This window comes from Mesorhizobium sp. M0870 (genome assembly GCF_040319775.1).
Classification (GTDB): Bacteria; Pseudomonadota; Alphaproteobacteria; order Rhizobiales; family Rhizobiaceae; genus Mesorhizobium.
The window spans coordinates 18,606-31,373 of the sequence record NZ_JAMYOI010000023.1 but is presented as its reverse complement, the minus strand read 5'-3'; the positions used below and the strand labels follow the sequence as shown (position 1 = coordinate 31,373).

Genomic DNA, 12,768 nt, shown 5'->3' with positions numbered 1-12,768 from the left:
GAAAGTTTGTTGCGCCGTCTCTGGACGCGGCCGGTGAGATGCTGTTCAAACCGGTTCCGTCATGACTGCCATTCCCGAGACCGCAACCTTATCCGAAACGGCCACCAATGCGCGGCGCGTGGCGCTGATCGTCGCCATCGCCTTCTTCATGCAGTTGCTGGATTCGACGATCATCTCGACCTCGCTGCCGCAGATGGGCGCATCCTTCGGCGTGTCGCCGGTGGCAATGAGCATCGGCATCACCGTATACATGCTGACCATGGCGGTGTTCGTGCCGCTGTCGGGCTGGCTCGCCGACCGGTTCGGGGCGCGAAACATCTTCCTGCTGGCGATCGTCCTGTTCACCCTGGCTTCGCTCGCCTGCGGCCTCTCGCAAACCCTGACCCAGTTTGTCGCCGCCCGTGTCGTGCAAGGGCTCGGCAGCGCGCTGATGACGCCGGTCGGGCGGATTCTCGTCCTGCGCAATGCGTCGAAATCCGAATTGCTCAACGCCACGGCGCTGATCACCTGGCCAGCACTGTTTGCGCCGGTGGTCGGGCCGGTGCTCGGCGGCTTCATCACCACCTATCTGTCCTGGCACTGGAATTTCTTCATCAACATCCCGCTCGGCGTGATCGGGCTGTCGCTGGTCGCCCGCTTCATTCCGGGCGACCGTGAGGCTGACCCCAAGCCGCTCGACTGGCCGGGTTTTTTCCTGACATCGGCCGGACTTGCCCTGCTGCTCTATGGCCTTGAACGCATTGCCCATCCGGAGGACGGCGTGCTGCCGACAGCGCTGCTGATCGTTGCCGGCATCGTCATAGGCTGGCTGGCGGTACGGCATCTCCGGCGGGCGCCGCATCCGCTGCTCGATCTCTCCTCGTTCAAGGTGCTGACCTTTGCCATCTCGACATTGGCCGCCGGTACCATTTTCAGGGTGGCGATCAACGCCACGCCGTTCCTGCTGCCACTGCTGTTCCAGGTCGGCTTTGGCCTCTCGCCCGTCGATGCCGGCTTGATGATCCTGGCCTATTTCCTCGGCAATCTCGGCATGAAGACGGTGACGACGCCAACGCTGCGGCGTTTCGGTTTCCGCTCGGTGATGGTCGTCAACGGCATCATCGCCTCGGCCTCGATCATGGCTTGCGGGGCGATCTCGCCGCAGACGCCACAGGCGCTGGTGGTGGCGCTGATGCTGATTGCCGGCCTGACGCGCTCGATGCAGTTCACCGCGCTCAACACACTGGCCTTCGCCGACATCGATGCGGCGCAACGAAGCTCGGCGGCGACCCTGTCCTCGATGCTGCAGCAGGTGGCGATGCTGTTCGGCGTCGCGGTGGCGGCGGCGATCCTCAATTTGTCGCAGATCGTCAGGGATCGCCCCGCTCTCGACCTTCTGGATTTTCGAATCGCCTTCCTGGCGATCGGCGCCATCGGGCTGGTGGCGGCGTTGCGTTTTCTCGTGCTGCCGCCAAGTGCGGGCGCGGAGGTTTCCGGCCACTCGCCGGGGAACTGAAATCCAATTCTCCACCTGATGTGGAGATAAATTCCGTCTTGTCCTTTCGCCTTGGTGCCGCGCTTTCGCGAGTGGCCGCAATGGCGCAACCAATTGCCAAAAAACCAGAGTTTTCCACGCATTGCGCCAGCTTGGGCAATTGATGCATCCACTCGCTGAATATCCGCTGCCATCCGGGTTCGAGCGCGGATTCATTTGACGAACCGGCGCTGAGCCGATTAGCTTTCTTCCTAGGGATGGCAGCGCTGCCATCGGGGCAAACGCAGACATGAACACGATCGGCTGGCCGAATTTCAGGAGCCTGAATCAGGAAGGCATTGTCTTTGCCATCGCGGTGGTGCTGTTCGTTGCAGCGGCCATCGGCCTGCCGGGCTTCATCGACCCCAACAACCTTGTCGCCATTGTCCGCTCGGTGTCGGTGCTCGGCATTCTGGCCCTTGGCATGGCTGTCGTCATCATCGGCCGCGGCATCGACCTCTCCGCCGTCGCGATCATGGCGATGTCTGTCGCCTGGTATCTGCAACTTCTGAATTCGGGGACGCCGGACGGGCTGGCCTTCGCCTATGTGCTGGCCGGTGTGCTGGCCATCGGCCTGCTCAATGGCTTTCTCGTCGCCTATGCCGACGTGCCGGCGATCTTCGTGACGCTGGCGACAGGCTCCTTCGTCTTCGGCTATGTGCGCTCGCAACTGATCACGCAGGATGCCGTGCCGGTGCCGCAGGGCCATTGGGTCGAGCTGCTCGGCGGCCTGCGCTTCCTCGATGTTCCCATCGAGGTGTTCGTCTTCGCCGGCCTGGCATTCCTGTTCTTCCTGTTCCTGCGCTACACCAAATGGGGACGCTACATCTATTTCGCCGGCGACAATCCGGTCGCCGCCCGCAACATCGGCATTCCGGTGCGGCCGATGCTGGTGCTGCGCTATGTGCTCTCCGCCCTGGTCGCACTGGTCGCCGGCCTGCTGACGGCGGCGAGCCTGCATTCGATCAACACCCGGGTCGTCAACTCAACGCTGCTCTACGATATCGTGCTGGTGGCGGTGATCGGCGGCATCGGCCTGTCCGGCGGGCGCGGCGGGGTGCGCAACGTGCTGGTCGGTGCGGCACTGATCGGCATCCTGCTCAACGCCATGACCATCATCGACATTCCGCTGCTCTACCAGAACCTGATCAAGGCAGCGATCCTGCTCGGCGCCATCATCGTCGACGGCATCATCAATCCACGTGACGAGCAGACCGCCCAGCAGGGTGACATTTAGTACCTGAACTGCAGCGGACGGTTGGGGCCGGCCGCTGATAACAAAACCAAACCAGAGGATGTGACATGAAACTGATCAGAACACTCATGGCAGCTGCCACGGCGCTTGCCGTCACCGCATTCGTGGCGCCCACCTTCGCCGCCGACGATCCCGGCCCGGCGGCTTACGCACAGGCGCTCAAAGGCAAGCGCGTCATGCTGGTGCCGCTGGCGATGGGCTTCGACCTGGCGCAGGGCTGGGCGCATTATCTGAAGACCGAAGTCGAGGCGTGGGGCGGCGTGTTCGAGACGCGCGATCCGAACTGGGTCGTCGACGCCGGCGCGCAGGCGATCACCGACGCCATCTCGTCGGACACCAGGCCGGATGTGCTGATCATCCATGCGCCGGACCTCAACTCCTATTCCAAGCTGATGAAGAAGGCGCAGGCCGCCGGCACCTACGTCATCCTGGTCGACAATCCCGCCAACTTCCCGGCCGACGCCTTTATCGGCAGTGACTGGGACCGGCTTGGCCAGCTCGAGGCCGAAGCGGCGATCAAGGGCTGCGGCCCGAACTCCTCGAAGAAGATCGGCCTTGTGCAGGGTGACCAGGCCAACTCCTCCAGCCTTTACCAGTATGCCGGCATCATGAAGGTGCTGGAAAAGAACCCCGACTTCAAGGTGGTGGCCAAGCCCGACTCCAACTGGGACGCGACGACCTCGCGCAACGTGACGACGACGATGCTGCAGCAGAACCCGGACATCTGCGCCATCATCGATTTCTGGGATGGTGACGCCACCGGCGCGGCCGCCGCGATCCGCGACGCCAAGCTCGACGGCAAGGTGTTCCTGGTCACCACGGGCGGTGGCGAGAAGGCGGCCGATTGCGACAAGCTGCAGGACGGCACCTATGGCGCCGTGGTGATGACCGATCTTGCTCGCCAGTCGGGCGACATGAACGCGATCATCAAGTTCCTGCTGCAGAGCGGCCAGCCGGCCGGCACCTCGCACACCTACATCTACACGCTGGAAAAGGCGACGACCAAGGCCGACCTGAAGCCCGACAGCTGCTGGGACCTGAAGGCGCTGCAGGCGCAAGCGGCTGCGAAATAAGCCGATCCTTGCCAACACCGATCAACGAGGTGGCCGGATTGCCCGGCCACCTCTTTCTCATGGAATAGCAGCTGCCGATGTCCTTTCGCGAACGCCTCCAGTCCTGGCGGTACAATCTCGTGCCCGACCATGTCGTCGGCGAGATACTGACCAAACGCTGGACCGACAACGCCATTCCGTTCCTGGCGCTGGTGGCGACGCTGGCAACCTTCGGCTCGATCATTCCGGGCTTCTTCAAGCTGACAGCGCTGCAGGAATCGACCCGCCAGCTCGGCGAGTTCTCGATGGTCGTCACCGGCATGACGGTGGTGATGCTGGGTGGCGGCATCGACCTGTCGGTCGGCTCGATCTTCGCGCTGTCCTGCTTTTCCGCCGTCTATGTCTTCTTCATCCTCGAACAGTCGATCTGGCTGGCGCTGGCTGCGTCGCTGGCCACCGGTCTCATCTTTGGCGCCATCAACGGCTATCTCGTCGGTTATCTCAGGTTGCGCGCCTTTCTGACCACGCTGGTCACCTTCATCTTCGGGCGGGCGCTGTTTGATATCCTGGTCACCACCTATGCCGCCGACGTGCAGCTTTCGACCGCGACATCGGATGTGCTCGATTTCATCGGCGACAGCACGTTCTGGGGGCTGTCCGTCTCGGTGTGGCTGGCGATCATCCTGGCCATCGTCACCCATATCGCGCTGACCCGTTCACGGCCGGGCTGGCATGTGCTGGCGGTCGGCGGTTCCAGGCGCTCGGCGCACAATGCCGGCATCCGCGTGCGCCGCACGGTGTTCATGACCTACGTTTTTTCAGGCTTCTGCGCCTCGATCGGCGGTTTTTTGATCGCCTGCCGGTTGAGCGGGGCAGGGCCGGGCACCGGCCTCAACCTCGAGATCATGGCGCTGACGGCGGCGGTGGTCGGCGGCGTCAGCCTCGGCGGCGGGCGCGGCTCGGTGATCAAGGGCCTGATGGGCGCCATCATCGTGCTGACCATGACCAACGGCCTGATCCGGCTGGGCTACGGCACCGGCACCAACCAGATGGTGCTGGGCATCATGCTGGCGGTGGCGGTGACCATTGACATTCGCTGGCTGAAGAACCGCCACAAGGTGCTCAACGAGGTCTATGTCGCGCCTGTCTATCTCAGAATGGGCGAAACGCAGTCGGCCGCACCCGGCTCGGGCACGCCCTACCAGCTTGATAACAGGCTGTCGGCAGCCGACCATATCGGGCTTGGCGAACTGGAAGGGCCGGAAGACGTCATCCTCGACCGCGACGACAATCTCTATTGCGGCACGCGTCATGGCGAGATCGTCCGCTTTTTCGCGCCGGATTATGTCAAATCGGAGGTGTTTGCCCATATCGGCGGCTTTCCGCTCGGCCTCGCCTTCGACAAATCGGGCAATCTGATCAGCTGCGTCGGCGCCATGGGGCTCTACTCAGTCTCGCCGGATCGGGAGGTCAAACGCCTGTCGGCCGAAACGTCGCGCTCGTGGACCTCGATCGTCGACGATGCGCGGCTGCGTGACCCCAACGACTGCGACATCGCACCCGATGGCCGCATCTATTTCACCGACTCGACCAAGCGCTACGACGCCCATGACTGGGCGCTGGATTCGATCGAGAACCGCGCCACTGGCAGGCTGCTGGTCTACGATCCGAAGGATGGTTCGACGAAGACGTTGCTCGACGGCTACCGCTACACCAATGGTGTGTGCATGGCGCATGACGGCAAGTCGCTGTTCTTCGCCGAAAGCTGGGCCTGCCGCGTGCATCGCTACTGGCTGGAAGGGCCGAAGGCCGGCACCGCCGAATGCGTCATCCGTGACATGCCGGGCTATCCCGACAACATCAACCGCGCCTCCGACGGCAATTACTGGATGGCGTGGCTCGGCATGCGCACGCCGAGTTTCGACCTGTCGCTGCGCCATCCCGACATGCGCAAGCGCATGACGCGCCGGCTGCCGCAGGACGAATGGCTGTTCCCCAACATCAACACCGGCGGCGTGGTGAAATTCAACGAAAAGGGCGGCATCGTCGAGGCGATGGGCGATCTCACCGGCGGCGCGCACCCGATGGTCACCTCGATGCGCGAGCACAAGGGATATCTGTTCGTCGGCGGCATCCTCAACAACCGCATCGGCCGCTACAAGATTTCAGGCGCAGACCCGAACTGGACCAGCCCCGCTTCCTATTGGGGAACAAAGCCATGATCCTCGATCCTGTGCTGGACCTGTTTCGCGGCAAGGCGGTGACCATCCCGCCGCTCGATGGCGCTTTCCGACCCAACACATTGCTGGATGACGCGCCGGCTTTTACTGAGCTGACCGAGCCGGACAATCTGCTGGTTGCCGATGGCAGGCTGCTGGCCTCCAGCGGCAACGCAATCTATTCGATTGCTGCCGGAACCGAGCCCAGGGTTGTCGAAACCTTTCCGTCTCCGGTCACGGCGCTGGCGCTGGCGCTGTCGCCATCGGGCGAACTGACGGTGGGGCTGGAAAGCGGCAAGCTGCTGATATCAGGCAAGGAGGTTTCGCTGCCGGCCGAGATCCGCTGCATAACCGCGCTTGCCTACGCGGATGACGGCACGCTGTGGCTGGCCAACGGCTCGGTCGAGCATGCTCCATCGCAATGGGCCGCCGATCTGATGAACAAGGGGGCTTCCGGTTCGCTCTGGAAGCGAGACGCAGCAGGCGGTGATTTCCGCAAGGTCGCCGGTGACATTGCCTTTCCCTATGGGCTGCATCCTGCAGGCAGGGATGTGCTGGTCAGCGAAAGCTGGCGTCACCAGCTCATCCGTTTCGACGGCGCGACTGGTAACCGCTCGACGGTGCTGACGCATCTGCCGGGCTATCCGGCACGGCTGTCGTCCTCCGCCGGTGGCGGCGCCTGGCTGACGCTGTTTGCGCCGCGCAACCGACTGATCGAATTTGTTCTGCAGGAGACGCACTACCGGCAGGACATGCTCGACCAGGTGCCGCCGGCCTACTGGATCGCGCCGGCGCTGGCGTCCAGCCGCAGTTTCCTCGAGCCGCTGCAATGCGGCGGCATCCGCACCATGGGCATCCACAAGCCATGGTCGCCGAGCCGCTCCTACGGGCTGGTGGTCAGGCTCGACCAGAAGATGCAGCCGCAATTCAGCCTGCACAGCCGCGCCAACGGCACGCGCCACGGCATCTGCAGTGTTGCGGAAAAAGACGGCCTTCTGTTCGTCGCCTCCAAAGGGGGCGACTGCATCCTTTCCGTCGCCACGGGAGGTTTCTGATGGAACCGATCGTCCGTCTGGAGAATGTCACCAAGAACTATCGCGGCGTGCCCGCGGTGAAGAATGTCAGCTTCGACCTGCGCAAGGGTGAGATCCATGCGCTGCTCGGCGAAAATGGCGCGGGAAAATCGACGCTGACCAAGATCATCGCTGGGGTGGTCGACGCCACTTCAGGCAAGATGTTCCACAAGGGACAAGAGATCGCCTACGCCTCGCCGCACGCAGCGCTTGAAGCCGGCATCGCGATGGTGTTCCAGGAGACGAGCCTGGTGCCGTCGATGACGGTGGCGCAGAACCTTTATCTCGGCACCGAAAAGTTCCTCAACCGGCTGCGCGGCACCTACATTTCGGCGCAGCAATTCCTGCAATCGCTGAACTTTCCCGTCGACCCGAACGCGATGGTGGCGACGCTGGGTGCTGCCAAGCGGCAGATGGTGGAGATCGCGCGCGCGGTGCACCACAATGCCGAGATCATCATCTTCGACGAGCCGACGGCGACGCTGACGCCGGAAGAAAAGCGGCACTTCTTCGCGTTGATCCGCCGGCTGAAGGCGAGCGGCGTGTCGATCGTCTTCATCAGCCATGCATTGGAAGAAGCGCTTGATATTGCCGACCGCATCACCATTCTGCGCGACGGCGAGCTTGTCATCACCGACGACACGTCAGCCTTCGACCGCGACCGGATCGTCGCCGCTATGGTCGGGCGCACTTTGTCGGGGCAGATCTACCGCCAGCGTGACGAGGCAAAGCTGCGCAAGGCGGGCCGGAAGGTGCTGTCGGTGCAGGACATCTCGATGAGCAATGTCGTGCGCAACACATCCTTTTCGATCTTCGAGGGCCAGATCACTGGCGTGTTCGGGCTGATCGGCTCCGGCCGCACCGAGACATTCAAGATCGTTTCCGGCATTTACAAGCGCGATTTCCTGCGCGGCGGCGCCATCGAGCTGGACGACAAGCCCGTGCGCTATCTCGTACCAAGCGAAGCGGTGGCGGACGGCATCGTCTACGTCACCGAGGACCGCAAGAGCGAAGGCATCTTCGAGACGATGGGCATTGCCGAAAACCTGTTCGGCGGACTGCTGGCGGCGGGCCGGGAAAAGGCCTGGGTGATCAATGCGCAGGAAATGCGCGCGCTCTCAGCCGAATGGACGAAGATGCTGAACATCAAGGCGATCAACGACAATGCGCGGGTGGTCGAACTGTCCGGCGGCAACCAGCAGAAGGTGGTGATCGGCAAGGGTCTGGTGCAGCAGCCGCGCATCGTCATCTTCGACGAGCCGACACGCGGCGTCGATGTCGGCGCGATCGCCGAGATCCACCAGATCATCAACCGGCTGGCGGACGAGGGCCTGGCCGTCGTCGTCATATCGTCCTACCTGCCGGAGATCATGAACCTGTCCGACCGCATCCTGGTCTGCCGTCAGGGCCGTATCGTCGAGGAGTTTTCGCCGGCCGAGGCCACGGAGGAGAAGATCATGTACGCTGCGGTGCATTAGGGTTCTGGCCGGTGCGTACGTCGATAATTGGCGCGCACGTCCATCCCTTCGTCATCCACGGGCGAAGCAAGGAGCGTAGCGACGCGGCGCAGACCCCTGGAGCTGCTCCGCAGCCCAAGGGATCCATGCCGGGACTCCATGGCGCTGCTGCGGTGCAGAATTCTGCTCCGCTGCACTCTTCGGCTAAGGTCACGGAATGGATCCCAGGGTCTCCGCGACGGCGCTTCGCGCCTGCTTCGCCCGTGGATGACGAAGTTTAGGTGCCTCGGCTAATCTTCAACGCTATTGCGGGCAAAAACTGAGTCAAAGAAGCTGGTTAGCCGCCTTTGCTCGAAACTTGATTCAACGAACCAGTTCATCGATCGAAGCGAAAGGACCACCACCATGGCCACCACAAGACTCCTGACCGATGCCGAGGTCGAAAAGATCCCCGCCGTAAAAGCCGTGTTCGACGACATCCGTGCGACGCGCAAATCCGATTTCGTCAACAATTTCTGGCGCGGTCTGGCCAATGATCCTCCTTCGCTGAAGCGGATCTGGGAACAGTTGAAGGTGGTGATGGTGGCCGACAGCGCCATCGATCCGCTGACAAAGGAGATGATCTACATCGCTGTCTCGACCGCCAATGGCTGCTCTTACTGCGTCCACTCGCACACGGCGGCGGCCCGCGCCAAAGGCATGACCGATGCGCAGCATGGCGAGCTGGTGTCGATCATCGGATTGGCTGGGCAGACCAACCATCTGGTGACGGCGATGCAGATCCCGGTCGATCCACAGTTTGAGGTGAAGGGTTGAGCGATTGTACTGCCAGTTCAATGCAATTCGTGTTGACGAAAGGGGAGCAGCGTGTGCAATAAGCTTTCTGGGGTGAATTTAGGGCGGTGTTTTCTATTGAATGTCTAGCGGCTTTCGGAGCACATCCCATTCAATTGTAACGGCAATATTCGCCCTTACACTGGCATTCTTGATTGTCGCCATGATCTGGAGCATCGCGCTAAATACCGCCCGCGATCAGGTCCAAGCCGAGGACAATGCCAGCTATTCCGACGAATTGACTCGACAGCGGATAGAACACGACTGCGCGAACAGTCAGGGAACTACCCCGACCGAGTGTGTAGGTCAGATGGTAGCGGCTTTCCGCGCGGAGCAGCGCAGCGAGCAGGACTTGGCAGCCCAACGCGGTATGGAACGATGGGCGTTTTGGATGCTTGTCGTTTCGCTTGTCGGCATCGCTCTTACTTCTATGGGTATTTTCTTCGTGAAGTTTACTTTAGATGAGGCGCGGAAGACTACCCGGGCAGCCTTCGATAGCGCCGATCATGCGCGTGCTTCAGTCGATCAAGCTAAAGAAACTAACCGTATTGCCGTCGAGAGCGCCAATATCGAACAACGTCCTTGGTTATCTCTCGCTGTCGAGCTCACCGATGGAGTTCAATTTGGTAACGGCGGCGCGATGTTTATGGTTGCAGTAGCTGCAACGAACTACGGGAAAACACCGGCCATAGAAGTCTGGATGCAGCCGACAATAGTTCGCTTTGTTGATATTACTGACAAAAATAGACTGAGCGAGTACCGCGACTCCCTCGTCACTCAGCGACAAACCGGCAACGTTAGTCCTGCCGTTGTTTTCCCAGGTAGGCCCTTCGGACAGCGCTGGGGTTGTCTACTCGAACAGGAGGAAATTAGTTCATTTACATCTATTAACAACGACACGCTTATACCTGTATTGCTAGCAGGTGTGGTATATAAGTCTATTTATTCAGATGAATGGTATTCTACAACTGTGTTATTCGATGTATTTGAGAAGCAAGAAGGTTCCGGCCCTCGAGCGATTTCTCCAAGCAGGGGGAGCTTGACCAACAGCCAAGTCATTCTCTCGCCGAGAGGTAGTGGCATAGTTGCGTAGTATCATCATTTTCTACCCCCCTGTCAGGAGAGATGGAGCCCCCCTTCACACCGGCCGGTAAACCTTCTCCGCCGTGTTCCAGAAGATGTCCGCCTCCGCCGCCGCGCCATGGTTGGCCACCGCATTGCGGTGCGCCTTGATCAGCTCCGCGTGGCTGGTCCATAGCTTCTCGATCGGGAAGTTCGAGCCGAACATCAAATGGTCGGCACCCAGGATCTCGATCGTGTTGTCGACGATGTAGGCGATCAGCGCCGGGTCGTTGCGGTGGACGAAGGTGCCGAGGCCGGAGAGCTTGGCATAGAGATTGGGTGCGGCCGACAGCGTGCGCAGGCCGGTCTTCCAGGCTTCGGTGGTTTCCGGCTCCATGCCGGTTAGCATGCCGGCGTGGGTGAGGATGAAATTCGTTTCGGGGTTTTCGCCGACCAGCGTCAGGCCGTCCTTCATCTGAGCAGGGAAAAGCTGCAGATCGAAGGACAGGTCATAGTCCTTCAGGCGCGCTACATTCGCTCGCACCTTGCGGTCGATGACCTGATCGGCCGAGGCGGCGAAACGGAAGGCCGGCGTTTCGTGCCAGTGCAGTTGCATGCGCACGCCGCGCAGCAGCTTGTATTTCATCAGCCGATCGATCTGGGGCCTGATATCGTCGACGGTCATGTCGGTGTAGCCGACGATGGCATGCGGCCAGCCGGTTTCGTCGGATGTCTTCTGCAGGAAGGCGACTTCCTTCTCGAAATCCTCCTTGGCCCAGTTGGTCTGGACATAGACGGCCTTCTCGACGCCCGACCCCTTGTGGTCTTCGAGAAACTCCTCGATCGGATAGTCGCGGCGGATCGACTCGTAGGGACCAAAAATACGCGGCACCATCGGCCCGACCAGCCAGGGCTGGTCCTTTTGGCGCCAGATGTGGAAATGCGCGTCGATGGCTTTCTGCATCACGAAACCCTCTTCCAGATTGTCGCCGCCGCTGAAGCAGGGCGGGCGAGCGACAGGATGAAATCGGTGAGGCTTTTCACCGACGAGCCGTCGACGAGGTCGTCCAGTACCGGCAGGATGGCACGAAGTGCAGCCGTTGCCGGCCGGAAGCGCGGGTCGCCGGCTAGCGGTGTGGCCAGCGACAGCCGGAAAGCGCGGGCGCTCAGCCGTCGCATAGCTGTCTCCAACTCGCCATGATCGCCGCGCTCCAGCGCGTCGGACAGGATCACGACCGTGGCACCGCGTGCAAACGACGAGAAGCGCGGCACCGATAGGAAGGCGAGCAGCGTCGGTCCCATGCGGGTGCCGCCGTCCCAATCGTCGACCTGGGCCGCGGCGCGCGCCAGCGCCTGGCCGCGGTCGCGGATGCGCAATGCCCCGGTGACGCGGGTCAGCCGCGTGCCGAAGGTGAAGATTTCGGCGCGGTCGGCACCTTGCACGGCCGCATGTGCCAGCTTGAGATAGTCCGCGGTGTGCAGCTTCATCGAGCCGGAAACGTCGATCAAGAGCAGCAGCTTGCGCGGCACGGTCTGGCGGCGGCGCAGCAGCGGCGAGGGGACGTCGCCATCGGCACTGACGATTTCCCTGAGCGACCGGCGCAGATCGAGCTTTCCGCGCGAGTGGGTGCGTACGGTGCGGAAGGAACGGCGGGCGGGCAGGGCGGATGCGAGCTTGCGGCGGAAAGCGGCAAGGCCGTCATCGTCACGCTGGAAGGCGCGGCTGCTCAACTGCTCCAGTGCCGAGGACAGCTCGCCGCCCTCTTGGGTTTGTTCGGCTTCGATCCGTTCGTCGTCGGCGCCGCCATCATCCTTGATGCGGGTTTCCTCGTCGGCGTCGCCTTCCACCACGGCGGATGTGTTGCCATAAAAGTGGCTCTGGAAATGCGCTTCGAATTCGTCGTGGCGGTCGGGCGGCGGCGCCAGCGTCGCGAGCGCCGCCTCGCGGATGTCTGCCATCGAGCGCGGCCCGAGCAATGTCACGGCCTGCATGAAGCTGGAGACCTGCTCGGGCGCTATGGCGAAGCCGTAGCGGCGCAGCAGCCGACCGAAGCTGAGCAAGGGCGCTGCCGCGCGGGGTAAGCTTGTTTCCCGCATCATTGCGTGGCGCCCCCCTCTGTCCTGCCGGACATCTCCCCCGCAAGGGGGGAGATCAGCAGCTTCGATGCTTCGCTCCGTTCTGCGACGCTGGAGATTGTCGAAAGCCGGAATGACAGCCAATCTCCCCCCTTGAGGGGGAGATGTCCGGCAGGACAGAAGGGGGTGCTGTCCCGCCAGCGTTGCGGAATGAACGGGGAGAACGT

10 protein-coding genes are annotated in these 12,768 nt (G+C 62.1%); 8 read left to right on the top strand and 2 right to left on the bottom strand.

Translation table 11 applies throughout. The features are described 5' to 3' along the window. Window positions 1-61 precede the first annotated feature (61 nt). From NKH97_RS24095 to NKH97_RS24060, 8 genes are all read left to right on the top strand, one after another. Window positions 62-1,495 (top strand): DHA2 family efflux MFS transporter permease subunit, encoded by a 1,434-nt coding sequence (locus NKH97_RS24095; protein ID WP_352798905.1) that lies wholly within the window; start codon window positions 62-64, stop codon window positions 1,493-1,495. A 268-nt stretch (window positions 1,496-1,763) separates the two neighbouring features. After that, complete coding sequence (locus tag NKH97_RS24090; RefSeq protein ID WP_128303419.1) at window positions 1,764-2,750, top strand: ABC transporter permease; 987 nt, start codon at window positions 1,764-1,766, stop codon at window positions 2,748-2,750. A gap of 65 nt (window positions 2,751-2,815) precedes the next feature. Beyond that, the gene (locus tag NKH97_RS24085) at window positions 2,816-3,841 is read left to right on the top strand and encodes a sugar ABC transporter substrate-binding protein (protein WP_128303420.1); all 1,026 of its coding nucleotides are present in this window, start codon (window positions 2,816-2,818) and stop codon (window positions 3,839-3,841) included. 77 nt (window positions 3,842-3,918) lie between these two features. Beyond that, on the top strand, window positions 3,919-6,042 hold the full coding sequence (locus NKH97_RS24080; protein WP_352798904.1) for an ABC transporter permease: 2,124 nt from the start codon (window positions 3,919-3,921) through the stop codon (window positions 6,040-6,042). Then, entirely contained in the window at window positions 6,039-7,094 is a 1,056-nt protein-coding gene (locus NKH97_RS24075) for an SMP-30/gluconolactonase/LRE family protein (RefSeq protein ID WP_352798903.1), read from the top strand. The genes NKH97_RS24080 and NKH97_RS24075 overlap by 4 nt, the downstream gene beginning before the upstream one ends. After that, a complete protein-coding gene (locus tag NKH97_RS24070; protein ID WP_352441176.1) occupies window positions 7,094-8,590 on the top strand; it encodes a sugar ABC transporter ATP-binding protein in 1,497 nt (498 codons plus the stop codon). The genes NKH97_RS24075 and NKH97_RS24070 overlap by 1 nt, the downstream gene beginning before the upstream one ends. A 384-nt stretch (window positions 8,591-8,974) precedes the next feature. Further along, the gene (locus NKH97_RS24065) at window positions 8,975-9,385 is read left to right on the top strand and encodes a carboxymuconolactone decarboxylase family protein (protein WP_352441175.1); all 411 of its coding nucleotides are present in this window, start codon (window positions 8,975-8,977) and stop codon (window positions 9,383-9,385) included. A gap of 181 nt (window positions 9,386-9,566) precedes the next feature. Next, entirely contained in the window at window positions 9,567-10,496 is a 930-nt protein-coding gene (locus NKH97_RS24060; RefSeq protein ID WP_352441174.1) for a hypothetical protein, read from the top strand. 45 nt (window positions 10,497-10,541) lie between these two features. On the opposite strand, the gene NKH97_RS24055 is transcribed toward NKH97_RS24060, so the two are convergent. Continuing rightward, the gene (locus NKH97_RS24055) at window positions 10,542-11,429 is read right to left on the bottom strand and encodes an amidohydrolase family protein (RefSeq protein ID WP_352441173.1); all 888 of its coding nucleotides are present in this window, start codon (window positions 11,427-11,429) and stop codon (window positions 10,542-10,544) included. Then, window positions 11,429-12,565 carry a vWA domain-containing protein gene (locus NKH97_RS24050; RefSeq protein WP_352441172.1) on the bottom strand — a complete coding sequence of 379 codons (1,137 nt, stop codon included), beginning with the start codon at window positions 12,563-12,565 and terminating at the stop codon, window positions 11,429-11,431. Before NKH97_RS24050 ends, NKH97_RS24055 begins: the two co-directional genes overlap by 1 nt. Window positions 12,566-12,768 lie beyond the last annotated feature (203 nt).